We start from the raw sequence: 24,727 nt of genomic DNA on the forward strand, positions 1-24,727 counted from the left end.
ACAGCATTCAGGCAAAAATACTGCTTGCTTAAACTTCCGTATTTTTTCCCTATAACACCCCCCTTACCAGTCTTACCAACTTTTCACCAGAAAGGTTGGCCACCGCTACTACTTCTTCATGGGTGAATTCCTTGGCTACCTTTGGGATACTTTCATTTGTAATGACTGAAAAGGCCAAAACTTTCATACCCATATGATGGGCAGCTATGATTTCAGGAACAGTACTCATGCCCACTGCGTCTCCACCAATGATGCGCAGGTATCGAATCTCTGCCCTAGTCTCTAATTTGGGACCCTGAACCCCCACATATACTCCTTTCTTCAAATCCAGACCCAAACCTTTGGCAATTAGGCCTGCTTTTTCGATCCAATCTGCATCAAGAGGAGCTGACATATCCGGAAACCTAGGCCCTAAATTTTCCTCATTGGGCCCTCTTAGTGGATTGTCAGGGAGCAAACTGATCATATCCTCTATCAGCATGATATCTCCCGCTTCAAAATCCTCATTTAGGCCTCCTGCGGCATTGGTAACGACAAGCAGACCTACCCCCAATAGACGCATGACACGAATCGGAAAAACTACCGTCTTCATGGGATAATCTTCATAGTAATGAAAACGCCCACTCATTACCATGACAGCTTTACCATCAAGATGTCCAAAAATCAACTCACCGGAATGCCCTTCAACAGTCGATACAGGAAAGCCTGGAATTTCAGCATAGGAGAACTTATGATTGACTTCGATTTGGTGGACCAATCCTCCAAGACCAGAACCCAGGATAATCCCGGTTTCCGGTATAAAGGAGACTTTACCCTTTAGATACTGAACAGCTTCTTGCAGCATAATTTCATTTGTACAAAGTACAAGGTACAATGTACTAGGTTATTCTTTACTGTAATGGAAATTTACCGAAACGTTTAAATTTGAAGCTTATACTCGCTTCACCAACTCACGAATAATCAAACTCATTCCCGGTTCAGCCTTAGCAGCAGCAGCCAAAACTTCTTCAATCCTTACTTTTTTGATGTTGCCGGGAGAGCAAAGGTCTGTGATGGCAGAAATGGCAAAAACAGGTAGTTCCATGTGTCTAGCCACTATCACTTCCGGAATGGTACTCATGCCAATGGCGTCCGCACCAATGGTACGCAAATACTTGTATTCTGCCTTTGTTTCCAAATTAGGGCCCTGCACAGCTGCATAAACCCCTTCGTGCACTTTCAGATTGTGCTGTTTGGCAATACCAAAAGCCTTCTCAATCAGGGACTGTTCATATGGTTCAGACATATCCGGAAACCTTACACCAAATTCATCTAAATTTTTTCCCCGAAGTGGATTTTCGGGAAACAAGTCTATGTGATCATTGATAATCATCAATTCTCCTATCCCAAAATCAGGATTTAGACCTCCGGCAGCGTTGGAAACATAAAGATGTTTGATGCCCAGCAATTTCATCACACGGACTGGAAAAGTAACTTCTTTCATCGAGTAGCCTTCATAATAATGAAAGCGGCCTTGCATAGCTACTACCTTTTTACCAGAAAGCTCCCCAAGGATAAGCTTCCCTTTATGGCTTTCTACTGTAGATAAAGGGAAAAAAGGAATTTCTTCGTAGGGAATTTCCAGCGCTATGTTGATATTATGAATAAGTTGACCTAGACCTGTGCCAAGGATAATCCCTGCTTCCAGAGGTTCTTCAAATTTATGATGAATGAATTCATAGGCATGGCGGATCTGCTCTTGATATGAAATATTCGGTTCTTCTCTCATGCAACTAAAATTTTGCCTAAGGTAAGGAATAATGGCTTTTTGGCCATGAAATTTAAACAATAAGGAAACTATTTGACTTTTGGCATTGTAGTAATCTTCAAAGATTTCAAAACCAAAGCATGATCAAAATAATCGTAGGGACAAACAGAACAAATGCGCTATCCCTAACCATCGCAAAATTATACCAGCAAATCTTATTGGAAAAAGGCAGTTCATCCGAAATCTTAAACTTACGGGACTTACCCCATGATTTTGCATTTTCAGCACTTTATGAAAATAACGGCAAAAACCCGGCATATAATGCTTTTCATGATAAGATAAAATCCGGAGAAAAGTATGTGTTTATTGTGCCTGAATACAACGGTTCCTTCCCAGGTATTCTAAAAACATTCATAGACGGTATGACCTATCCCAATACCTTCAGAAATAAAAAATGCGCCTTGGTGGGTATATCATCAGGAGTAGGCGGGGGTGGCATCGCATTGAGCCACCTCACCGACATCTTCCATTACTTGGGGATGCATGTACTTCCCCTCAAGCCTAAACTAGCCAAGATTGAGGAAAATATGTCAGATAACCTGCTCACCAACAGGCTGTACATAGAATTGCTTCATACCCAAGCTGAAATGTTGATTGACTTTTAAAAGTTAATCAACATTATCATGTAAAAACCTATTGTTTTTCAGAAACTCGTTTTCATCACTCAGGTTGAACCTGGAAATGCTTCTTTCGGAACTGTGCTGAACATCCGTCAACTTCACTTGCTTACGAATGAAAGCTGGGGTTTCCAGTTTGTCTTTGAATTCCTCAGGAGACTGAGAGTAGGTTTTTAAATTCTTAAGCTTTTCAAAGCGCTCATAGGCCTTTTGGATGGCCTTTTGCCTTAATTGCTCATAATAATCATTGGAATAGGCCGTTGCAGGCTGTTCTTTAGGCAAATTGGTTTTTGGCAATTCCGGTTCTTGCTCTTTCTCAGCCGGCAATTCAAAAACTACCCTTTGGGATTCTGGTTGTGCTGGCACAAATTCAAATTCAGCTTCTTCTTCCTCATCTACTTCAACGGATTTCACCGGCTCATTTTTTCTTTCCTGCATGGAATTGACATTTTCCTCTCTTTCATTTTCATCATTAGCAGGTGTGAAAATTGGCTTTTTGAAGGTAAAAGTGAAAGTTTTTCCCGCCTCAGCTAAATCATCCTCATCCACTTTAGAAGTTTTACCTGATTCAAGGTCAATTACCTTTTTTACAGAATCACTTTCCTCTTGAGCAGGACTTTCTTCGACCCTATTTTCAACCGGCTTTTTTGGCGTTACTCCGGTCAGCTTATCCATCTCAAAGCCTGTGGCAATGACCGTCACGCGGATGGCTTTACCCAAATCCTGATCAATCCCTTGACCGAAGATCACATCGGCATCATCTCCTGCTCTTTCTTGGATATATTCAGTGATTTCACTCAATTCATCCATTGACAATTCATCTTCTTCCCCGGACATGATCGACAAAAGAATTTTTTGGGCACCTTTTATATCCACATTGTTCAACAAGGGAGATGCAATGGCTTTTTCAGCTGCCCTGATAGCCCTGCCTTCGCCCTCTTCAGAGGCTGATCCCATCACTGCTGCTCCTGCATCTTTCATGACAGTTTTTACATCCTCAAAGTCCACGTTCACATCTTGGTGAACCGTGATGATCTCAGCAATAGACTTGGCGGCTGTAGTCAGAACATTATCTGCCTTGGCAAAAGCTGATCTTATGGCCAAATTGCCGTAAATTTCCCGCAATTTATCATTTAAGATGACCAGTACGGTATCACAGTTTGCCCTTAAAGCTTCAATACCTTGTTGGGCTGCCTGCATTTTTTTTCTGCCTTCAAAAACAAATGGAGCCGTTACAATACCCACTGTCAGGACATCCATATCTTTGGCAATTTTCGCAATTACAGGTGCAGCGCCTGTTCCTGTGCCACCACCCATACCGGCAGTAATAAAGACCATTTTAGTGTTATCGGATAAAAGTTCACGGATATCCTCTTTGCTTTCAATGGCTGCATTTTTACCCTTTTCCGGATTTGCTCCTGCGCCAAGTCCTTCAGTAAGGTTAGCACCCAATTGTAACCTTAAAGGCACTGGGCTGCTTTTCAATGCTTGTGCGTCGGTATTGACGACCACAAACTCGACATCTTTGATGCCCTGATTATACATGTGGTTCACAGCATTGGAACCACCCCCTCCAACACCAATCACCTTGATGATGGATTTTTGGTTTTTGGGAAGATCAAATTGGTAATCTTTCATGTTATCTGACGTTTTATGTTGGTGAATTTAATTTCGAGTAGTTAATGAGGGAAGTGAAGGGCAAAACCCATCACCTCCCCAGTATGATAAGCCCTAGTAATTATTATCTTCGCCGATATCACTGGTGATGATATCTTTTAGTCTCATCCTTACTTTGGAAAATATGTTGGACGCCATGTCGCTGTTCTTTTCCTTTTGATCCTGTTTGGTATACATACCTGTCTCATAGCGTTTTCTGTAAGTTTCTTCTCTTTCATCAAACGATTTGAAACCTGCCAGCACAAGGCCTACAGAAGTCGCATACATGGGGCTCTTGATTTCATCTACCTTACATTTGCCCAGGTGCTCATTGGGATATCCAATTCTGGTATCCAGACCTGTCATGTACTCAAACAATTGGGCTACTCCTGAGAGCATAGAACCACCCCCGGTCAATACAATACCTCCTGCCAGTTTTTTGTAATGCCCACTGGCTACCAGTTCATTTTGTACATGCTCGATGATTTCTTCCATTCTGGCCTGAATGATGGCTGCAAGATTTTTTATGGATATTTCTTTTGGCGGTCTATTTCTTAGCCCAGGAATAGATACGATTTCATTTGGATTGGCTTCTTCTGCTATGGCTCTACCAAACTTGGTTTTAAGAAGCTCTGCTTGATTGTGAAGGACCATGCAACCTTCTTTAATGTCTGTAGTGATGATGTTGCCGCCCAAAGGAATGACTGCTGTATGACGGATGATATTGTCATAAAAAATGGCAATGTCAGTGGTTCCACCACCAATGTCTACCAGACATACACCGGCCTCTTTATCTTCCTCGCTCAGCACAGATAAAGAACTGGCCAAAGGCTCAAGAATCAGGTCTTTGGACACTAAATCTGCTCTTTTAACACATCGGTTGATATTGTTGATTGCAGTGGTCTGTGCTGTGATGATATGGAAATCCGCCTCTAATTTGGAACCCGACATACCCACAGGATCTTTGATGCCATCCTCATAATCAACCGTGTAATCCTGCGGCATGACATGGATGATGGTATTTCCAGGAGGTACGACGATGTTTTCCATATCATTGGCCAGTCGGCGCACATCTTCAATGGTGATTTCATCCTGATTGGGATTTCGGATGATGGCCCCATGATGGACTGTGCTGCGGATATGCTGACCTGCTATCCCTACGATCACATTGGCAATGTCAACTTCTGCCATATCAGAAGCATCACCGACAGCCTTTTGGATTGCATTGACTGTTTTGTCAATATTGGTCACAATCCCACGGATTACACCGTCAGAGACGGCCTTACCCATGCCCAACACTTCCAGTTTCCCGAACTCGTTTTTGCGGCCCACCACCGCACAGATCTTGGTAGTTCCAATATCGAGTCCTACAATAAATTTGTCGTTTTCCATAGCATCATCAATTATTCACAAACAATCTGGCCTTTGTATTTAATATTTACCCTGCTGTAAGTATTCCATCCTTTTTTGGGAAGAATTTCATCATAGAACAGGTTGATTTTTTTAAATTTTTCTTCAATATCCACAGCATCCCCAAATTCAATGACCTGCTTTCCCACTTGTTGGTATAAGCGGATATCTCCTTTCCTTGGGATTTCAAGTTCGGTGATCTGAGCTCTCCAAAAGGGATCCTCATAAATGTATCGGATCAGTTCCATCAACTCTGGATGTACTGCTTCAACATTATCCATCTCCAAAAGCTTCTCTGCATAGTTGCCATGAAGAATCAAAACCCTGGAGGTATAATGATTGGAAGTGGGTAAAATCATCCCCTCCTTGGAAATATACCCATCTGCTGCTCTTGGTCGGGAAATTCTGGCCAATGGTACATGCTGCTCAATTTCCACCTTGAGGTTGCCTTTCTGATCCCCATAGACCTCTGCATTCTTGACAAAAGGATGACTCTCCACTTTTTTCTCAATGTTGTTAAGATTGATTTCAGAGAAAGCTACACCTGGCGCCAATAATGGAAATTCCACTTTCAAGGCAGCAAGAATGTCTTTTTCATCCACAAAGTACACGTCACTCACCGCCTTGACATATACTTCAATTCCCGTCAGTGTCCTCTCAGCGCTCTTTTTTTCTATAAACCCGATAAAGACAAGCAGTATCAGGACGAGCAGCCCAACTATAAAGCCTCTTTTATACCTGATTTTCATGAGTTTTCATCCAGTTTGCAAGTGGTTCAACCAATCTATCAATATCTCCTGCTCCAATGGTCACCAAGACCTCTATCTCTGTACTGCCCAGGTAATCCAATAGCCCTTCTTTAGTCTGCAAAGACTTCTGTGGGGAACGTATACCGTCGAGCAACATGGAAGCACTAACCCCCTCAATCGGGAGCTCCCTTGCCGGATAGATATCCAGCAAAACAACTTCATCTGCTAAAGAAAGGCTTTCAGAGAAGCCTTCTGCAAAATCTCTAGTTCTTGTAAATAAATGCGGTTGAAAAACCGCAGTCAGTTTCTTATCAGGATACATCGCTTTGACAGAAGTCAAAAACGCCCTGATCTCTTCAGGATGATGGGCATAATCATCAATAAATACCCTGTCTTCCTCCTGAACCCAAATTTCAAATCTCCTTTTCACCCCTCTGTAGGAAGACAGCCCCTCACGTATCTGTTCTTCGCTCAAACCTTCATCCAAAGCAATGGCTATTGCGGCCAGTGCATTTTCTACATTGTGGAAGCCGGGCATTCTCAATGATAAGCCAATAATCTTATGACCATCCCCAAGGAAATCGAAGCGGAAAATACCAGGAAGAGCCTGCACATTTTCAGCCCTTATATCTCCTTTGTCCACGCCATACTGCTTAACTTTCCAAGGATTACTTTCTGCCAAACCAAGTTTTTCAAAGGCTTTATGCTGAATGTACAAACAACCGTTTTCCGGAAGTAATGCCACAAAGGCCCTAAACCCTTCCATCATATGCGCATCATCACCATAGATATCCAAATGGTCAGGATCTGCACTTGTCAGTACTGCCACATTAGGGTGCAAGTGTAAAAAGGACCTGTCAAATTCATCCGCTTCAACGACTACCCTTGCCTCCATCCCTTCTTCATCGTGAAGAATCAAATTACTGTTATAATTTTGGGTAACCCCACCTAAGAAAGCTGCAATATTTTTCCCCCCTGACTTTAGCAAATGGGCGATCATTGAAGAGGTCGTAGTCTTACCATGCGTACCTGCAACAGCTATAGAAGGCATACCGGAAGTGATCAGCCCTAGTACCTCAGCCCTCTTTTTCAGGTTGTAAGCATGCTTTCTGAAATAGTTGAGTTGAACGGAATCTTTTGGCATAGCCGGTGTCCATATAATCAGGCAATCCGAACTGCTATCCAATATCCTGGTGGGAACAGTGGCTACCTGGTCCACATAACTGATCTCCATCCCTTCAGATTCTAAGGCAGCCGTAAGTGGTGATGGGGTACGATCGTAACCGCTTACTTTGACTCCGATATGGTTAAACCACCTGGCCAAAGCACTCATCCCGATACCTCCGATACCTAAGAAGTGGACGCTATGTAAGGAATTCAGATTCATGCAATAATACTTTCCAATGCTTTGACAATTTGATGTGCTGCCTCTGGCTTGGCTAATTTTTTTATGTTCTTACCCATCTTCTCAACCTTTGCGGTATCTGAAAAAATGGTGTCTACTTTTGTTTTTAAATTACCTATGGCTTCAGCATCCTTCAGCAATAAGGCTGCCTCTTCCTGCACATAGGCCATGGCGTTTTTTGTTTGGTGATCTTCTGCGACATTTGGAGATGGGATAAACACTACAGGTTTCCCCACCAAGCTTAATTCCGACACAGACAAAGCACCCGCCCTGGACACAATCAAATCTGCTGCAGCATAGGCCAAATCCATCTCTTTGATGAATGCACTCAAATGGATGTGCTTTAGTGCAGAAAGTTTGACCTTTTCAGCCATATCTTCGAAATAAAATTTCCCGCTCTGCCATATTAGCTGGTAACCCCCATCTTCAAAAGCTTTCATATCTGCCAATACAGCCCTGTTGATGGTTCGGGCACCAAGACTTCCACCCAAAACCAAAATGGTTTTTCGGTCAGGCTCGAGTCCAAAATGTGCCATGGCATTTTCCTTTTTCCCCGTCAATTCAAGAATATCTTTTCTTACCGGATTGCCTGTATATTGAATCTTTCCTTTGGGGAAGAACTTTTCCATTCCCGGATAGGCTACACAAATGATTTTTGCCTTTTTGGCCAGCAATTTATTGGTAAGCCCTGCATAAGAATTTTGCTCTTGTATCAAGGTAGGTACACCCCTTTTTTGGGCAGCGTACAAAACCGGCCCGCTGGCATATCCTCCCACACCTACTACAGCCGCAGGATCAAAATCCTTCAAAATCTTTTCCGCCATTTTCAAACTCTTAAACAGCTTGAAAGGAAAACTGAGGTTGGATAAACTCAGGCTTCGCTGTAAACCTGCCACCGGCAAACCCATAATGTTATAACCAGCTTCAGGCACTTTGCTCATTTCCATTTTTCCTTCAGCTCCGACAAACAGAATCTCAGCCTTGGGATATTTATCCTTCCAGGCCTTGGCAATGGCAATGGCAGGATAGATATGGCCTCCGGTCCCGCCCCCACTGATGATGATTCTATATGTATTTTTCTCCTTCACGTATTAAGCTGTTTGGAATATTTTTCTGGATTTATTTTCCTCCCCAGCGCTTTCTATAGCATCTGCATGATCTCCTCTAGATACACTAAGGATTATTCCCACTGAAAACCCTGTAAATACCAATGATGTACCACCCATACTGAGTAAGGGTAATGGTAAACCCGTAATAGGTCCTAAACCTACAGCTACAGCCATATTGACCATAGCTTGTAAGACGAGTGCAAAGCTCAGACCTGCAGACAACAGTCCACCAAAAGGTTTGGTTGATGTAGCCACAATCCTCATCCCACGATACAATAATGCCAAGTAAAGAAACAATACTGTTGCGCCACCTATCAGGCCATATTCTTCAATGATAATAGCATAAATAAAATCTGAATAAGGATGGGGTAAGGTATTTCTTTGTTCAGATTTACCCGGTCCCTTTCCGGTAATTCCTCCGGTGGAAATGGCTATAAAAGATTGTTCTGCCTGAAAAGGAATCTCCTCACTTGAAGCAAATTTTTCTATCCTTGAAAAGAAGGTACCTCCCCGCTGGCCCAAAAAGACGGAAGCAGAAAGAAATACGGCGCCAACCAAAATCACAGCCATGATAAATTTGGCAGGAACCCTACCTATAAACATCAATAACAAGCAGGTGGCAAAAAGCAGCAAAGCGGTAGACATGTTGGCCAGGCCAATCAGCATGGTAATCAATCCAATCACCAAAATCATGGGCAGAAAAGCCTTCTTAAAGTCTCCAATATTTTTTTGCTTTTTGGCCAAAAGACTGGCCAAGGTGGCAATCAAAGCCAATTTCGCTATATCTGAAGGCTGGAAAGCCTTATTGATACCAGGGATGGTCAACCAACGGTTAGCCTCATTTACGGTAGATCCGAAAGCATAAGTAAACAACAAGAGCGGAATAGATATGCCAAGAAGAAACTTACCTATCAAACCATAGTACTTGTAAGGAATCTTGTGGGCTACCCACATGACAATAAAGCCCATAGCCACCATCATTGAATGGTCTAAAAGGTACTTTTCGGTATTCCCTCCTGTGTATTTGTATGCCAGGGACCCTGTGGCAGAATAGACCACCAAAATGCTGATGATCCCCAAAATGATAACAATCCCCCAAATGATGGGATCCCCTTTCAAGTTACGGTCAATCCATTGTTTGAATGTTGTCATCATGCCTTTTGTAATTTTAGCTGGTTTACGGCTGCCTTAAACTGCTCACCCCTATCTTCATAATTCTTAAAGAGATCAAAACTGGCACATGCCGGTGAAAGCAATACCAAATCTCCGGCTTGACCATTTTCAAAAGCCCACCTTACTGCTTGGTGGATATCTTTGGTTTCCTTTATCTGCTTGACCTTCCCTTCAAAAGCTTTTTTGAGCTTTTCGTTATCCACTCCCAAACAGATCAGCATCTTTACTTTTCCTTTGATCAAAGGATCAAGGACACTGTAATCATTTCCTTTGTCCACTCCACCTGCAATCCAAATCAGAGGCTGCTGATAACTGTCCAAGGCATAGGCAGTGGCGTCCACATTGGTACCTTTACTGTCATTGACAAAAGCTACTCCATGAATCGTAGCAACAGCCTCCATGCGATGGGCAGCATTTTTAAAATCCTGTAAGCCTTCTCGAATGGCCATCTCATCCACACCAGCCAAGATGGCTCCCAAAGTCGCCATCATGCTATTGAGCATATTGTGCTTGCCTTTCAAAATCACCTCTTGATGGGAAATGGAAATCTTTTTCCCTTTGGCGATCAGATCCAAATTCAATCCATCAAAATATCCTCCTTGATTTTGACTGGTCTTCAGGGATACCGGATAACAATCCATGGTCAATGGCTTGAAGCTTATCCCCTTATTGGTCAACAGGTCATCAGCATTAATTATGGCTGCCTGATCCAAATCCATGTTTTGGAACAAGGACATTTTGGAAAGGATATAATTATCAAGCTGATACCCATATCGGTCCAAATGATCCGGGGTGATATTGGTCAACATGGCAATGGCAGGCTTGAAATGCTTAAATCCATCAATCTGAAAACTGCTGACCTCCAATACCCACCAATCATGATCTTGCTCTACCAACTGTCCTGCCCAACTCTTCCCTACATTTCCCGCCAGCCCTACATTTAAGCCTCCTTTTTTGAGGAGGTGGTAGGTCAATAAAGCAGTAGTGGTTTTACCATTGGTACCAGTAATGGCAATGACTTTTCCTTTAGAAAACCGGAAAGCAAATTCAAGCTCATCAATCACTGGCAAGCCTTTTTCAAATGCAGCTTTCACTACTGGAGCAGTAGGTGGAATGCCTGGGCTTTTAATCACCTCGTCTGCCTCCAGCACTTTATCCAATGTGTGCCCACCCTCTTCAAATGGAATGGCTGCTTTTTCTAAAATCTCCTTTCTGGAATCGCTTATGGCTCCTGCCTCAGATACCCATACCGCATAGCCCTGCTGCCTGGCCAGCAATGCTGCCCCGATTCCGCTCTCTCCTGCGCCCAATATGGATATCTTTCTGCTCATTTATCTTAACTTCAAGGTTGCCAAAGTGATGATTGCCAATAGGATACCTACAATCCAAAAACGTGTCACGATTTTGGCTTCATGAATATTTTTCTTTTGGTAATGGTGATGAAGTGGAGACATAAGAAATATCCTCCTGCCTTCACCATATTTTCTTTTGGTATATTTGAAATAGCTCACCTGCATGATGACAGAGAGGTTTTCTATGACGAAAATCCCACACAAGACAGGCAATAAAAGCTCTTTTCTCAAGGCCAACGACAGCACCGCAATGACGCCACCAAGCATCAAACTCCCGGTATCTCCCATAAAGACCTGCGCCGGATAGGCATTGTACCAGAGGAAGCCGACGCATGCCCCGACAAATGCTGAGCAAAAAATTACGAGCTCAGCAGAATTAGGAATGAAAAAGACATTTAAATACTGTGAAAAAATGGCATTACCGGAGATATAGGCAAAAATGGCAATGGTTAGGCCTATGATGGCCGATGTACCTGCTGCCAGTCCGTCAATACCGTCTGTTATATTCGCTCCATTTGATATAGCCGTTACAATAAAAATCACCAATAAAATGTAAAGCACAGGAGTCATGCTTTCACCTAGAAAACCTAGGAAGTTCTCGTAATTGAGTTCATTGTTTTTAAGGAAAGGAATGGTGGTTTTTGCCACTTTCACATCCCTGTAAGCGGGGGTTTCTACCACTCCTTCTTCAATAGAAACAGGGTTGGTAAATTCCCTAACCACTACCCCTTCGTGGAAATAAAGCGTGGCACCTACTATGATGCCCACAGTAATCTGACCGATTATTTTAAATCTTCCTGCCAAACCTTCTTTGTTCTTGCGGAAGACTTTGATATAATCATCCAAAAAGCCTATGCCTCCCAACCAAACAGTGGTGATTAGTAAAAGAATGATATAAACGTTATTGACATTGGCAAATAGTAGAGTCGGTATGATGATACCAGCGATCATCATCAGTCCGCCCATGGTGGGTGTGCCTTTTTTCTCAACTTGGCCAGCTAAACCAAGATCTCTTACGGTTTCGCCAATCTGCTGCTTCCTTATCCAATTGATAATGTTTTGTCCAAAAGTGATAGTGATCAACAAAGACAATAAGGCAGCCATACCCGCTCTGAAGGAGATGTATTTAAATACCCCTGTTCCCGGAATGTCCATTACCCTGTCCAAATAATCAAAAATCGGATATAACATAATTAGCTTTTATTCAACAAATTGAGCATTTCTTTTACCACAAGTCTATCATCAAATGGGTGCTTCACCCCTTTGATTTCCTGATAGGTTTCGTGTCCCTTTCCGGCAATCAAAAGGATATCGCCTTTTTGGGCCATAATCCCTGCCGTTTTGATAGCTTCTCTTCGGTCCTCAATGATGATGGTTTTTTTGAAATCGACAGGATTTACACCAGCCTCCATTTCCTTGATGATAGCCATTGGTTCCTCATCTCTCGGGTTATCAGAAGTAAGGATGACTTTATCGCTGTATTGCGTGGCGATCTTAGCCATGATTGGCCTTTTGGCTTTATCACGGTTACCTCCACAGCCTATTACGGTGATCACTTGCTCCCCTCCTGTCCTTACACCTTTGATGGTTCTCAATACATTTTCCAGTGCATCAGGTGTATGTGCATAATCCACGATCGCAGTAATTCCATGAAGAGAAATCCTATCAAACCTCCCCTGAGCACCTCTTACTTTTGAAAGTTGCATCAATACCTCTTCTTCATCCTCACCCAGCAATACCGCTGTGCCATAAACTGCCAACAGGTTATATGCATTGAACTCACCGATCATTCGGAACCAAATCTGTCTGTTATTGATGTCCAGTTCAAGTCCCTCAATGGTATTGGAAAGCACCCTGGCTTTGAAATCTGCCGGATATTTTAAAGCATAAGTTTGCTGGGTGCCTTTACAATTCTGCAACATGACCATACCCCTTTTATCGTCAGCATTTACCAAAGCAAAAGCATCTTTAGGCAACTCATCAAACAATTTCTTCTTTGCCTTGATATAGGCATCAAAAGAACCATGGTAATCTAAGTGGTCATGGCTGATATTGGTAAAAATGGCGCCTGCCAGATGCAATCCGGCAATACGCTCCTGAACGATGGCGTGCGAAGATGCCTCCATAAAACAGTGCGTACATCCTTCTTCCAGCATTCTTGACAATAAGGACTGGAGGGACAAGGCATCTGGTGTTGTATGGGTAGCAGGAACTACCTTGTCGTTGATTTTATTTTCTACCGTAGAGAGTAATCCCACTTGGTAGCCCATTTCTCTGAAAAGTTGATAAAGTAGGGTGACGGTACTGGTTTTCCCATTGGTGCCAGTAACCGCCACCAACTTTAACTTCTCAGATGGATTTTCATAGAAATTAGAGGCCATAATACCCAAGGCCCGTGAAGAATCAATCACTTTCACATAGGTGACCCCTTCTCTTAATGCTTCTGGGATTTCCTCACAAATTACACAAGCAGCTCCAAGATCTAAAGCTGCATCAATAAAAGCATGGCCATCTGTTTGGGTACCCTTAACAGCTACAAAGGCAGTACCTTTCGAAACCTTTCGACTGTCAAAGACCAACTCTTTAACCTCCACCTCCATGTCCCCTATGGTGGCTGTCAAAGAAACCCTATACAATATATCTTTCAGCAACTTCATTTATCCCAGAATCAGATTGATGATATTATTTTGTTGAATGGGGGTACCAGGGCTGATGGATTGGTCCTTCACCCTTCCTTTACCTTGATATACTACCCTTAAACCTTTGTTTTCCAATACATAAAGGGCATCACGAAGTGGCAGACCACTAACATCCGGTACAGTTGGTGCTTCAGTTGGGGTGGCTTTCCACTGTATGGACTTCACCTGAGGTACGGATTTTACCCATCCCTCTCCCTGACCATCAAAATGGTTGGATATGCCAAATAGATTACAGATCAACTGCAATTCGTCTACCTTCCCCGCTTGAATGTATGGAAACTCATTGCCTGACTGCGCCTGAAATGTGTTAGGAGCAGTTTTGCTGTTAATTTTCAGGTCCTGTGCATAGATTTTATCTGCGATTTCTTTGAAAACAGGAGCAGAAACATCGCCCCCATATGCATTAAATCCTTTTGGACTATCAATTACGATGATAGCACTGTATTTAGGTTTATCAGCCGGAAAATACCCAGCGAATGAGGTATAATACCTTTGAGTGTATCTTCCATCAACCAGTTTTTGGGCGGTTCCGGTTTTGCCGGCTATTTTATATTCCTCTGAATAAATATTTCTAGCTGTACCGTTTTTAACCACTCCTTCCAGCAGTTCCTGTAATTGTTTGATGGTTTTGTCAGAAGCAATGGATTTTCTGAGCACTTCAGTCTGGAATCTTTTTTCTATGTTATTGCCTTTGGCTATAGCCTGGACAATCATTGGCTTTACCATCTTGCCGTTATTGGCCACCGCATTGTACAGCATCAAAGTATGCAAAGGTGTAAGCTTGGCTTCATAACCTATGGACATCCAAGGAAGTGTGGTGCCATACCAATATTTACTGCCGGGTGTTTTGAAATACGGGGCACCTTCCCCTTTGATCTGAAACCCAATGGGCTGATCGAGGCCCGCTTTTTCAATGTATGCCGTAAATTTGGAAGGATAGGCACCAAAGTGTTCATCTACTAATTTGGATATGCCTACATTGGAGGATTTTTCAAAAGCTTCTTTGATCGAAATTACACCATAGCCACCTTGCTTTACATCCCGCATGATGCGATCATAAAACCTGAAAGTACCATTCCCTGTATTTACTTCATCATTCAGATTGATCTTACCTTCTTCCAACAATGCCATCATACTAAGCAACTTGAAGGTAGAACCTGGCTCAGTCAAGCCTTGATCTCCAATGGCAAAATTATAGTTCTCCCCATATGCTCCATTTCTGTTCTTCTGAAGGTTGGCTATTGCTTTAATATGACCTGTCTCCACCTCCATCACAATGACACTGCCAAATTCAGCGCCCTTGTTGATCAGCTGTCTCAATAATGCTGATTCTGCTACATCCTGTATATTGACATCTAAGGTTGTAAGCACATCGTAACCGTCATCAGGCTTGACATCTGCAGCATCAAACACAGGTTTCCAAGAACCACCGGCTATGCGCTGAAACAAGGCTTTTCCGTTTTTTCCTTCTAAATAATCATTGAAGCTGTATTCCAGGCCAACCCCATACTTGTCTTCATTGAGGAAACCTACAGTTCTGCTGGCGAGGTTATTGAAAGGACGGTAACGCTTCTCAACTTTTTCAAAAATCACACCACCCCCCATTCTTCCATTTCTAAAAATGGGCCATTTTGACATTTTTTGCATATCCTGATACCCAATCTGCTTTCTGTTAAGGATAAGGTAGCGCTTCCCGTTTGTCCTCGCATCAGCAATCATTCTTTTGTAGGCATCAGCTGATCTGTCCCTATAGTAGGAAGACAGTAAAAAAGAAAGTGAATCTATACCGGCCCTGTAAATTTCTTCTTTGGCGACCAAAGGGTCGAATACTACCCTGTAAAAAGGTAAACTTGTAGCCAGCAAGCTTCCATCTGCTGCATATATATTGCCTCGGGTAGCACTTACCTGCCTAAACTGAAAATTAATGGACTCAGATTTTGCAGCCCATTTCTCACCTTCCACAAACTGCAAATGGACAATCTTATAAAAGATTGCCCCTGCAATTAGGGCGACTACTATGAAAGCAATCCTTACCCTAAGCACTATGGAACGTTTGATATTCACTTTTTAGCTTTTATTTTAACTGGTGGTTCACTGATTTCTACTATTCCAAGAGGTGCAATTTTCCTCGCCACCTCTGATTGCTTGCTGCTCAACATGTATTCTGCTTCCAGGGTGGTTACATCTGCCCTCAGATCCTCAACCTCAAGCTGAACCACTTCTATCTTCCTGATCAGGTTTTCTGCCCTGTGGTTGCTCCAAATATAGATCAATGCCAAAAGGGCAACATATAAAAAGGGTGGGACAAACTGAACAGGTATGCCATCTCCCAAAATCCCTTTTACATTCAATTTTTCCTCAATGAGGGTAAAGATGTTTTTCCCACTTCTGCGCTGAGCAGCACCCTGCTTGACTTTTTTCCTAAAAGTGTTCTGCTTCATCTTTACAGTTTTTTTGCAATTCTAAGTTTGGCACTCCTGGCTCTATTGTTCTGCTGGATTTCTTCTGCATCAGCGGTAATGGCCTTTCTATGGACCGGCTCCAAGGGGCGGATCAGGTTACCGAAGAAATCTTTTTCCACCTCACCCTGAAACTTACCCTTATTGATAAAATTTTTAACCAATCGGTCTTCCAAGGAATGGTAGCTCATGATGACCAATCGTCCACCGGGCTTCAATACCTCCACCGTCTGCCTCAACATTTCTTCCAAAGCACCCATCTCATCATTGACTTCTATTCTTAAAGCCTGAAATACCTGGGCGAAATACTTGAACTCTTTACCTCTTGGCGCAAAACGATTGAGTACTTTCTTGAAATTTTCTGTTGTATTGAAAGGATGTAATGCCCTTTCAGCAACCACCGCCTGAGCTAAGGTTTTGGCATTTTTGATTTCCCCATAAATCCCAAAAATCTTATGCAAATGGCTTTCATCATACGTATTGAGCACTTCCTTGGCGGTCAACTGGGCGGACTGACTCATCCGCATATCCAATTCACCATCAAACCTTGTTGAAAAACCCCTTATGGGTTCGTCAATCTGATGGGAAGAAATCCCCAAATCAGCCAAAATACCATCTACTTGTAGTATACCATACAGCCGAAGGTATTTTTTAAAATCCCGGAAATTTGCTTGTACAAATGTGAATCTTTCATCTTCCGGTACATTCGATTCCGCATCTGTATCTTGATCAAAACCATAAAGATGGCCTTTTTCAAGCCTTTTCAGGATCTCTTTCGAATGTCCACCTCCACCAAAAGTAAGGTCGACATAAACCCCATTCGGGTCAATAGCCAAGCCTTCAATGCAAGGGCTTAGCATCACGGGAATATGGTAGTCATGATCTGTCATGCTTATGAGAGGTATTGATCCATCAACTTGGACAACTCCGCCTGATCGGCAACGATATTCTGACGGTATTTTTCGGGACTCCATATTTCAACAAATCCACCGACACCAATCAATATTGCATCTTTGTCGATACCTGCCCATGCCATAAAAGTCTTGGGAATCAAAAATCGTCCTGCATTGTCCAATTCCACCTCAGTCATGCTCTCAAAAAAACTTCTTTTGATCCTCCTTTGAACAGGATCTCTATCAGAGAGCGAATTGATCTGGTGTAAAAGTTTCTTAAACTCAACCTGGGTGTACAACGCAAGACAGCCATCGTCTCCCTGACGCAGAATGAGTTCGCTACCATTGGATTCCGGAATTGCCGCCTTGATCTTGGCAGGCAAAGCCAGACGTCCCTTGGCGTCTACTTTACATTCATACCGACTGTTGAACATTCCCATGGGCTTATCTTGAGTTTGCTTTAAGTACAAAAGTAAAAAAAGGTTTCACACAATCCACCACTTTTCCCCACTTTTCTCCACTTTTTTTTAAATCTATCCAAAAGTTTGGGATTTCACAACTTTTTCGAAAAAAAATCATGCAATATAACTTGATTTACAAGGGGTTTGAAAAAAATTAAACAGTAGTCAAAAAAGCCTATTTTTCTTCGTTTTGAAGGATATTTACAAATAATTGTTCTTCTATTTTTAAACAAAGATGGATAACAACAGTAAAATGGATCAAAGTGGGAGAAAATCCCAATATCTTACCTGAAAAAGATAAAATACTCATGAAACCAAAGCAAATTTCAGCCGATTGTAAAAAAGTTGATCGTTTCACAAAGAATTTTATGGAGTTTTCCTTTTACCCTACCATATTTGTAGAGTTTTATGCATCACTTTCCATCCCTACCATTTAACATTATCCTTATGATACAGAAAAAACTTGCAATAATCCTAGTTACGCTATATTGGCTGGGGCTTTTTTCCTGTACTGAAAAACAAAATACTGAGTTTGAACTTGAAGGCATTTACCTTGCCAAGCTGGATATTGGTGTAGATGAGGTCCCTTTTTTTCTACATATTCGAGGGCAAACAGAAAAGTGGTCTGCAGAAATTATCAATGGGAAAGAAGTACTAGATTACGATGAGGTCTATATAAACGGAGACTCCATTAAAATCATGATGGGGATATTTGATGCTGAAATCAGGGCAAAAGTAGACCAAGATGGCAGCCTTCGCGGTGAATTTATCAAAAACAATACGGTTGGCTACAGCCTTCCCTTTACCGCCAACCAAGGTAACTATCAAAGGTTTGTTACTTCACAGGCTCCCGCATATGATTTTTCAGGAAAGTGGAAAACCGTCTTTGTTAAAGAGGATGGTCAATCTTATGATGCTGTAGGTATTTTTGAGCAAATTGACAATCAAATCAGTGGCACTTTTTTGACCAAATTGGGCGATTACAGGTTTTTGGATGGCAATGTAGAAGGCAACACCTTTTACCTTAGTGCTTTTGATGGCAGCCATGTTTATTATTTCGAGGGAAGCTTAGATGAGCGTGGCGATCTTGTCGGTAAATTCAGAAGTGGGCCAAAATATAAGGAATCGTTTACCGCTTCAAGGGATGAGGACTTTGAGCTTCCGGATGCCTATTCTTTAAACTACTTAAATCCGGAATACAAGAATTTCAGCTTTACCTTTCCAGATGTTGAAGGCAAGATGGTTTCTTTAGAAGATGAGGCATTTCAAGGCAAGGTAGTATTGGTTCAGCTTTTTGGAACTTGGTGCCCCAACTGCATGGATGAGACTAAATTTTTGGCCGAATGGTATAAAAACAATAAGGATCGCGGCATCGAAATCATTGCCTTGGCTTTCGAAAGTAAAGCTGATTTTGACTATGCGAGCGGCAGGGTAAAAAAAGCAATGTCCCGTCTCGGGGCAGATTATACCTTCCTGGTCGCGGGAGAAAGCTATAAACAGAAAGCTTCAGAAGCCTTACCGGCACTCAACCAAGTCATTGCTTTCCCCACATTGATCTATTTGGATAAGCAAGGCCAAGTAAGAAAAATCCATACAGGATTTAATGGGCCAGGAACAGGTATTTACTATGAAGAATGGGTAAAAGAGCATAATCAACTGATTGATGAACTGCTTAAGTAATAATAGAGGAACCGGATGTCAATAAAAGCTTAAGGTCCGGTTTCTTTATTTTTTCCTCTCGATCGTATACCTCACCAAACCTTCCAGAGAAGATTTGTATGCTGATTCAGGAAATGATTTCAATAAATCCAATGCCTCTTCGAAATACCTGTTCATGACTTCAGTAGCGTATTCCAGACCTCCTGATTTTTTGACGAAATCAATTACCTCATTAACAGCCTTTTTATCCTCATTCTTATTGCGAATCAGGTAGATAATTTTCTTTTTTTCCAGCCAAGAGGCATTATTAAGGGCATAGATGAGTGGTAAGGTCATTTTCTTCTCTTTGATATCTATACCCAGAGGCTTCCCAATTTCATCCTCACCATAATCAAAAAGGTCATCTTTAATTTGAAAAGCCATACCAACTTTCTCACCAAAGTCCCTCATTTTTTCAATCAGGTCAGTTCCAGCACCGGAGGTTGATGCCCCCACTGCGCAACAGGATGCAATCAGACTTGCTGTTTTTTGACGAATGATTTTGTAATAAACCTCTTCTGTGATATCTAGCTTTCTTGCTTTTGCGATTTGGAGGAGTTCTCCTTCGGACATTTCTCTTACCGCGTGAGAAACAATTCTGAGCAAATCAAAGTCTCCATTATCCACACTCAGTAATAATCCTCTGGACAAAAGGTAATCTCCGACCAAGACTGCTATCTTATTTTTCCACAGCGCATTCACAGAGAAAAAGCCCCTTCTGTAATTGGCATCATCTACAACATCATCATGCACTAAAGTGGCGGTGTGCAAAAGTTCGATTAGAGCCGCTCCTCGGTATGAAGATTCGGTAATTCCTCCACTTACACCGGCAGTCAAAAACACAAACATAGGCCGCATTTGCTTGCCTTTGCGTCTGACAATATAATTGGTAATATGATCGAGAAGTTTGACCTTACTTTTCATAAAGTCTCTGAACTTCTTCTCGAACTCCTCCATTTCTGTGGCTATGGGGGATTGTATCTGTTTGAGGTCGGGTTTCATAAAAGAATTAGGGTACAATAATACAATGGAATTGGGCGTAGACAAAACCCTTGCATCAATTAATTCATACATGAAACCTGTATTGACGCACAAACGTTTTGCAAAACTGCAATAAAATGAAAAAAGTAAGTGCGCTCACGAATTTTATTATCTTTGCTTTTATCGCTAAACTGTAAAGAACTTGGCAGAAGGATATATCAAGCATCAATATGAACCCATACTACCGCAAAAGGATGAATGGCCGGTAGTCAAGCTAAGCAAAAGCAGAAAGGATTTTGTTAAGAAAGTTGCCGAAGCCAGTAAGAAGTCGGTTCTGGAAATCACGGGCAATAACATAGATCTGCTCAAAGAAGAGTTGGAGACTACCCTCTACCGTGAAAAACTGAGAATCAAACAAAACCCTTGGGCAGTAGATCCCGACGATGATTCGGATTTTTGGAGAAAGGTAAGGCAGGTGCTGGTTCAGACAAGTGCAGATCCACATTTGAACAAAACCCAAAAAAAGAAAAAATACCTGGAAGTACTGGATGATATTACGATGCGGTATGCCGAAGAAATCGCCAGTAATTTTGTCCATACGCATTATAAGGTAACCAGAAGAATGGTCACTTTTGGCTTTGCTAGATTACTTAATGCTGCAAGGGTTAAAGGTATTAAGTCCCTTTTCAGCAATCAATTTACCCTTCAGGATAAGATTCAAATTGTAGGCGAAACAGATCAAATCCGTGAACTGGCTTCAAAAGGCACCATTGTCATGGTTCCTACACACTTTTCCAATTTGGACAGTATTCTTATCGGTTGGATCATCTCAGTTTTGGGGCTTCCGCCCTTCATCTATGGTGCAGGACTTAATCTATTCAATATTGGCATTTTTGCATATTTCATGAATGCATTAGGCGCCTACAAAGTAGATCGAAGAAAAAAGAACCTATTATACCTGGAAACTTTAAAAACTTACTCCTCTGAAGCGATACAATTTGGCGTACACAGTCTTTTCTTCCCGGGTGGAACACGCTCAAGAAGTGGGATGATTGAAAAAAAGTTAAAACTGGGCTTGTTGAGCACAGCAGTAGAAGCCCAGCGTGCTAATTACCAGAAAGGCCAGCAGAATGTTGGGGGGAAAATATTCATAGTTCCAGTTACCATAAATTATCACTTTGTACTGGAAGCACCTAGTCTGATTCAGGAATATTTAAGCATTACCGGACAAGAGCGATATTATAAAGAAAGGGATGAATTTTCAACCTCTTATAAGATTTCAAAATTCCTGGTAAAGTTTTTTACAAAGGGATCAGATATTTCCGTATCCATTGGCAAAGCCATGGATGTAATGGGAAACTACGTGGATAATGCAGGAAATAGTTTTGACCAACACGGAAGGAAGTTAGATACCCGTGACTATTTTGTTTCAAATGGAAAAGTCACCGTTGACCAACAAAGGGAAGAAGAATATACCCATCACTTGGGCAGAAGAATTGTAGAAGAATTCCATATTAATAACCGCGTGTTCAGCTCTCACCTGGTAGCTTTTACTGCGTTTCAACTGATAAAAAGAGAGAATAGAAAACTCGATCTTTATAATTTACTAAGGCTACCGGAAGAAGACATATTCATTGTGTATGTTGAATTCAAAGAAGCCTGCGAAATGGTATTGAATAAAATACTGGACTTGGAAGCACAGGGCAAGTTGCAGGTAGCACCGCACATGATGCAGGATATAGACGGGATTATTAGCCATGGGTTAGATAATGTTGGCATGTATCACGCCAAGAGACCTCTGATCAAAAATAACAACGGGAACATTGAAACCCAGGATTTATCGGTTTTATATTTTTACCACAACAGATTGATAGGATATGACCTTGAAAAGCTCTTCTAAAGAAAAATCGGTCGGAGTAGTCGGCATGGGTAGCTTCGGGACTGCTATTGCCAACATATTGGCAGAGAAAAGCAAGGTAATAGCCTTTGCCCGCAGGGCAGAGGTGGTAGATGAAATCAACCACGAACATAAGGTAAATGGCGTTTCTATCAACCCCACTATCAAAGGCACCCAAGATCCTGAATTTCTTTGTCAAAACTGTGATACTATTTTCATCATGGTACCTTCAGCAGCTTTTCAGGAAGTGATTAAATCATTTTCTCCTTATTTATATCCTTATCACTTGGTTATCCATGGAACCAAAGGTCTGTGTCTTAACCTTCCTGAAGGCAAAAAACTTACAGATGTACAAACCATCAGTAGAGACAATATACTGACCATGAGTGAGGTGATACTGAAAGAAACGGTTGCTATCCGGGTCGGTTGTCTTGCAGGCCCTAATTTAGCAAAAGAACTATATGCCGGTCAGCCAGCCGCTACTGTAGTGGCCAGCAAGTATAATGAGGTCATTTTAGAAGGACAAAGGTTGTTGAGAACCGATAAATTCCAGGTTTATGGCAATTCAGATATTGTGGGTGTAGAGTTGAGTGGTGTTTTGAAAAATATAATCGCCATAGCAGCAGGAGCCTTAGCTGGTATGGGCTTAGGTGAAAATGCAAAAGGTTTATTGGTTTCAAGAGGTATGGTAGAATTGGTGTATTTGGGCAATGCCTTGGGAGGTAGCCTAAAATCATTTATAGGATTGGCTGGAATAGGCGATTTGGTAACTACCTGCAATTCTACCTTATCCAGAAACTACACAGTGGGATTTAGATTGGCTAAAGGTGAAAAACTTACTGAAATCCTTGAAAGCATGGAAGAAGTAGCAGAAGGCATAAATACGATCCGCTTAATGAAGGCTTTTGTAGAAGGAAAGGGTATGCGAGCGCCAATTACCGAAAATCTATACAAGGTATTGTTTGAAGATCTTAAAATAGAGGATGCCCTTCAGTATTTGATGAAATATCCATTTAGTGTAGATGTAGATTTTTTATAAAATATCAGAGAATAACACGCATTGAAAGCATCAGAAAAATCACTTAATAGAGGAATACAACGCTGGGATTTGGTCTTCCTGATCATCAATTCTGTTATTGGGGCAGGAATTTTTGCTCTGCCCGCAAAAGTCTTCGCCTTATCAGGAATTTATTCTGTGTTGGCTTTTTTGGTTTGTGCCTTGGTGATGATGGTGCTGATCTTGGTATTTGCAGAAGTGAGTTCCAGATTTGAACAGACAGGGGGCCCCTACCTTTATACGCTCAAAGCCTTTGGACCCATACCGGCTTTTGTCATAGGATGGCTGTTGATGCTTACCCGGCTATTCAGCTACGCTACTTTGATCAACCTTATGGTTCTTTACCTCTCCTTCTTCTCTGATGTATTTAATCAAACAGAAGTGAGGGTTGGGATGATTCTTTTGATAACGGGCCTGATTACTTATGTGAATTGGATTGGGGTCAAAAATACGGCTAGAATCAGCAATATCCTTACCGTGGCCAAACTCTTCCCCTTGGCCGTATTTATTGGTGTAGGCTTATTTTTTATAGACTTTGACCTGATTGAACCAGGAACATTGCCCAGTTGGGAGGATTTCTCAGCCTCTACCCTCTTGTTGATTTTTGCTTTTGGAGGATTTGAGGCCGGATTGGTCAATAGTGGGGAAATTGTCAACCCCAAAAAGAACTTACCTTTTGGTCTGATTACTGCAGCTGCGATCATTGCTGGCTTTTATATCATGATTCAAGTGGTATCCATTGGTACTCTACCCGATTTGGCCAGTTCGGACAAGCCTCTAGCCGACGCAGCTACTGGTTTTATGGGTTGGTATGGCGGCATGTTTATCACCATTGGAGCGGTAATTTCCATCATGGGTACCTTGAATGTACAGATCTTAAGCGGCTCAAGATTACCTTATGCATTGAGCTTGGAAGATCAATTGCCCAAGTTCTTTGGAAAAGTACATCCCCGCTTTGCTACACCCTTTGTTTCAATTGCCTTTTTCGCTTCTTTGGTGGCTTTTGTAGCCATCGTTTGGGGCTTTATGAGTTCTTTGGCAGTATCTGTTATTTCCCGCTTGATCTTGTATGCGATGGTTTCGGCTGCTTTGATCAAGCTGAGGAAAACCCAACCAAAGGGCAATCATTTTAAAATACCATATGGAGAACATTTAGCCATTGCGGGCATTGTAGCCACCATCTGGCTATTATCCGGAAGTCAGGCAGAAGAAATCTGGGACACTATGATTTGGACAGGCTTGGGATTGGGGATTTTTGCCATTCACAGGATTTTTAGCAAACTCAGAAAAAGGAAGTAGGTGAA

General features: G+C 42.0%; 21 protein-coding genes. 5 read left to right on the forward strand and 16 right to left on the reverse strand.

What is annotated here, in order from left to right:
- Positions 1 to 49: 49 nt before the first annotated feature.
- Positions 50 to 844 carry a purine-nucleoside phosphorylase gene (locus B879_RS01720; protein ID WP_009183400.1) on the reverse strand — a complete coding sequence of 265 codons (795 nt, stop codon included), beginning with the start codon at positions 842 to 844 and terminating at the stop codon, positions 50 to 52.
- Between the two features lie 87 nt (positions 845 to 931).
- Entirely contained in the window at positions 932 to 1,768 is an 837-nt protein-coding gene (locus tag B879_RS01725; protein WP_009183401.1) for a purine-nucleoside phosphorylase, read from the reverse strand.
- A gap of 119 nt (positions 1,769 to 1,887) precedes the next feature.
- On the opposite strand from B879_RS01725, the gene B879_RS01730 reads away from it, so the two are divergent.
- Positions 1,888 to 2,412 carry an NADPH-dependent FMN reductase gene (locus tag B879_RS01730; RefSeq protein ID WP_009183402.1) on the forward strand — a complete coding sequence of 175 codons (525 nt, stop codon included), beginning with the start codon at positions 1,888 to 1,890 and terminating at the stop codon, positions 2,410 to 2,412.
- Positions 2,413 to 2,415: 3 nt separating this feature from the next.
- Here the strand turns inward: B879_RS01730 and ftsZ are convergent, their stop codons facing one another.
- The 13 genes from ftsZ to mraZ all read right to left on the reverse strand — a co-directional run bounded on the left by ftsZ (position 2,416) and on the right by mraZ (position 17,769).
- A complete protein-coding gene (gene ftsZ, locus B879_RS01735; RefSeq protein WP_009183403.1) occupies positions 2,416 to 4,062 on the reverse strand; it encodes a cell division protein FtsZ in 1,647 nt (548 codons plus the stop codon).
- A 93-nt stretch (positions 4,063 to 4,155) separates the two neighbouring features.
- Positions 4,156 to 5,472 (reverse strand): cell division protein FtsA, encoded by a 1,317-nt coding sequence (gene ftsA / locus B879_RS01740; RefSeq protein WP_009183404.1) that lies wholly within the window; start codon positions 5,470 to 5,472, stop codon positions 4,156 to 4,158.
- 11 nt (positions 5,473 to 5,483) lie between these two features.
- Complete coding sequence (locus B879_RS01745; RefSeq protein WP_009183405.1) at positions 5,484 to 6,239, reverse strand: cell division protein FtsQ/DivIB; 756 nt, start codon at positions 6,237 to 6,239, stop codon at positions 5,484 to 5,486.
- Positions 6,223 to 7,626, reverse strand: a complete 1,404-nt coding sequence (murC, locus tag B879_RS01750; RefSeq protein ID WP_009183406.1) for a UDP-N-acetylmuramate--L-alanine ligase — start codon at positions 7,624 to 7,626, stop codon at positions 6,223 to 6,225. Before murC ends, B879_RS01745 begins: the two co-directional genes overlap by 17 nt.
- Positions 7,623 to 8,732, reverse strand: a complete 1,110-nt coding sequence (gene murG / locus B879_RS01755; RefSeq protein WP_009183407.1) for an undecaprenyldiphospho-muramoylpentapeptide beta-N-acetylglucosaminyltransferase — start codon at positions 8,730 to 8,732, stop codon at positions 7,623 to 7,625. Before murG ends, murC begins: the two co-directional genes overlap by 4 nt.
- A gap of 3 nt (positions 8,733 to 8,735) precedes the next feature.
- Entirely contained in the window at positions 8,736 to 9,905 is a 1,170-nt protein-coding gene (locus B879_RS01760; protein WP_040400107.1) for an FtsW/RodA/SpoVE family cell cycle protein, read from the reverse strand.
- On the reverse strand, positions 9,905 to 11,257 hold the full coding sequence (gene murD / locus B879_RS01765) for a UDP-N-acetylmuramoyl-L-alanine--D-glutamate ligase (RefSeq protein WP_009183409.1): 1,353 nt from the start codon (positions 11,255 to 11,257) through the stop codon (positions 9,905 to 9,907). The genes B879_RS01760 and murD overlap by 1 nt, the downstream gene beginning before the upstream one ends.
- Positions 11,258 to 12,469 (reverse strand): phospho-N-acetylmuramoyl-pentapeptide-transferase, encoded by a 1,212-nt coding sequence (gene mraY / locus B879_RS01770; protein ID WP_009183410.1) that lies wholly within the window; start codon positions 12,467 to 12,469, stop codon positions 11,258 to 11,260.
- Positions 12,470 to 12,471: 2 nt separating this feature from the next.
- Positions 12,472 to 13,935, reverse strand: a complete 1,464-nt coding sequence (locus tag B879_RS01775) for a UDP-N-acetylmuramoyl-L-alanyl-D-glutamate--2,6-diaminopimelate ligase (protein WP_009183411.1) — start codon at positions 13,933 to 13,935, stop codon at positions 12,472 to 12,474.
- Positions 13,936 to 16,041 (reverse strand): penicillin-binding protein, encoded by a 2,106-nt coding sequence (locus tag B879_RS01780; RefSeq protein WP_009183412.1) that lies wholly within the window; start codon positions 16,039 to 16,041, stop codon positions 13,936 to 13,938.
- The gene (locus tag B879_RS01785) at positions 16,038 to 16,418 is read right to left on the reverse strand and encodes an FtsL-like putative cell division protein (protein ID WP_009183413.1); all 381 of its coding nucleotides are present in this window, start codon (positions 16,416 to 16,418) and stop codon (positions 16,038 to 16,040) included. Before B879_RS01785 ends, B879_RS01780 begins: the two co-directional genes overlap by 4 nt.
- A gap of 2 nt (positions 16,419 to 16,420) precedes the next feature.
- Positions 16,421 to 17,326, reverse strand: coding sequence for a 16S rRNA (cytosine(1402)-N(4))-methyltransferase RsmH (rsmH, locus tag B879_RS01790; protein WP_009183414.1), 906 nt, complete (start codon positions 17,324 to 17,326; stop codon positions 16,421 to 16,423).
- A 2-nt stretch (positions 17,327 to 17,328) separates the two neighbouring features.
- Complete coding sequence (mraZ, locus tag B879_RS01795) at positions 17,329 to 17,769, reverse strand: division/cell wall cluster transcriptional repressor MraZ (protein WP_009183415.1); 441 nt, start codon at positions 17,767 to 17,769, stop codon at positions 17,329 to 17,331.
- A 468-nt stretch (positions 17,770 to 18,237) separates the two neighbouring features.
- Between mraZ and B879_RS01800 the strand changes: the two genes are divergently transcribed.
- Positions 18,238 to 19,470, forward strand: a complete 1,233-nt coding sequence (locus tag B879_RS01800; RefSeq protein WP_009183417.1) for a TlpA disulfide reductase family protein — start codon at positions 18,238 to 18,240, stop codon at positions 19,468 to 19,470.
- A 45-nt stretch (positions 19,471 to 19,515) separates the two neighbouring features.
- Here the strand turns inward: B879_RS01800 and B879_RS01805 are convergent, their stop codons facing one another.
- Entirely contained in the window at positions 19,516 to 20,490 is a 975-nt protein-coding gene (locus B879_RS01805; protein ID WP_040400109.1) for a polyprenyl synthetase family protein, read from the reverse strand.
- Positions 20,491 to 20,671: 181 nt separating this feature from the next.
- On the opposite strand from B879_RS01805, the gene B879_RS01810 reads away from it, so the two are divergent.
- The 3 genes from B879_RS01810 to B879_RS01820 are packed head-to-tail and all read left to right on the forward strand — an operon-like array spanning position 20,672 to position 24,722.
- Positions 20,672 to 22,369: a 1-acyl-sn-glycerol-3-phosphate acyltransferase gene (locus B879_RS01810; RefSeq protein WP_009183419.1), complete on the forward strand. Its 1,698-nt coding sequence runs from the start codon at positions 20,672 to 20,674 to the stop codon at positions 22,367 to 22,369.
- Positions 22,347 to 23,405, forward strand: a complete 1,059-nt coding sequence (locus B879_RS01815) for an NAD(P)H-dependent glycerol-3-phosphate dehydrogenase (protein WP_009183420.1) — start codon at positions 22,347 to 22,349, stop codon at positions 23,403 to 23,405. The genes B879_RS01810 and B879_RS01815 overlap by 23 nt, the downstream gene beginning before the upstream one ends.
- 21 nt (positions 23,406 to 23,426) lie before the next feature.
- Positions 23,427 to 24,722 (forward strand): APC family permease, encoded by a 1,296-nt coding sequence (locus B879_RS01820; RefSeq protein ID WP_009183421.1) that lies wholly within the window; start codon positions 23,427 to 23,429, stop codon positions 24,720 to 24,722.
- Positions 24,723 to 24,727 lie beyond the last annotated feature (5 nt).

The sequence above is a fragment of the Cecembia lonarensis LW9 genome (assembly GCF_000298295.1).
GTDB classification, from domain to species: domain Bacteria; phylum Bacteroidota; class Bacteroidia; order Cytophagales; family Cyclobacteriaceae; genus Cecembia; species Cecembia lonarensis.

Excerpts from the sequence above, each read along its gene's own strand:
- mraZ (WP_009183415.1), bottom strand. The coding sequence starts at position 17,769 with ATGGGAATGTTCAACAGTCGGTATGAATGTAAAGTAGACGCCAAGGGA.
- B879_RS01730 (WP_009183402.1), top strand. The coding sequence starts at position 1,888 with ATGATCAAAATAATCGTAGGGACAAACAGAACAAATGCGCTATCCCTA.
- B879_RS01725 (WP_009183401.1), bottom strand. The coding sequence starts at position 1,768 with ATGAGAGAAGAACCGAATATTTCATATCAAGAGCAGATCCGCCATGCC.
- rsmH (WP_009183414.1), bottom strand. The coding sequence starts at position 17,326 with ATGACAGATCATGACTACCATATTCCCGTGATGCTAAGCCCTTGCATT.
- murC (WP_009183406.1), bottom strand. The coding sequence starts at position 7,626 with ATGAATCTGAATTCCTTACATAGCGTCCACTTCTTAGGTATCGGAGGT.
- B879_RS01745 (WP_009183405.1), bottom strand. The coding sequence starts at position 6,239 with ATGAAAATCAGGTATAAAAGAGGCTTTATAGTTGGGCTGCTCGTCCTG.
- mraY (WP_009183410.1), bottom strand. The coding sequence starts at position 12,469 with ATGTTATATCCGATTTTTGATTATTTGGACAGGGTAATGGACATTCCG.
- murD (WP_009183409.1), bottom strand. The coding sequence starts at position 11,257 with ATGAGCAGAAAGATATCCATATTGGGCGCAGGAGAGAGCGGAATCGGG.
- B879_RS01805 (WP_040400109.1), bottom strand. The coding sequence starts at position 20,490 with ATGAAACCCGACCTCAAACAGATACAATCCCCCATAGCCACAGAAATG.
- B879_RS01815 (WP_009183420.1), top strand. The coding sequence starts at position 22,347 with ATGACCTTGAAAAGCTCTTCTAAAGAAAAATCGGTCGGAGTAGTCGGC.
- B879_RS01720 (WP_009183400.1), bottom strand. The coding sequence starts at position 844 with ATGCTGCAAGAAGCTGTTCAGTATCTAAAGGGTAAAGTCTCCTTTATA.
- ftsZ (WP_009183403.1), bottom strand. The coding sequence starts at position 4,062 with ATGAAAGATTACCAATTTGATCTTCCCAAAAACCAAAAATCCATCATC.
- B879_RS01785 (WP_009183413.1), bottom strand. The coding sequence starts at position 16,418 with ATGAAGCAGAACACTTTTAGGAAAAAAGTCAAGCAGGGTGCTGCTCAG.
- B879_RS01775 (WP_009183411.1), bottom strand. The coding sequence starts at position 13,935 with ATGAAGTTGCTGAAAGATATATTGTATAGGGTTTCTTTGACAGCCACC.
- B879_RS01760 (WP_040400107.1), bottom strand. The coding sequence starts at position 9,905 with ATGACAACATTCAAACAATGGATTGACCGTAACTTGAAAGGGGATCCC.
- B879_RS01800 (WP_009183417.1), top strand. The coding sequence starts at position 18,238 with ATGATACAGAAAAAACTTGCAATAATCCTAGTTACGCTATATTGGCTG.
- ftsA (WP_009183404.1), bottom strand. The coding sequence starts at position 5,472 with ATGGAAAACGACAAATTTATTGTAGGACTCGATATTGGAACTACCAAG.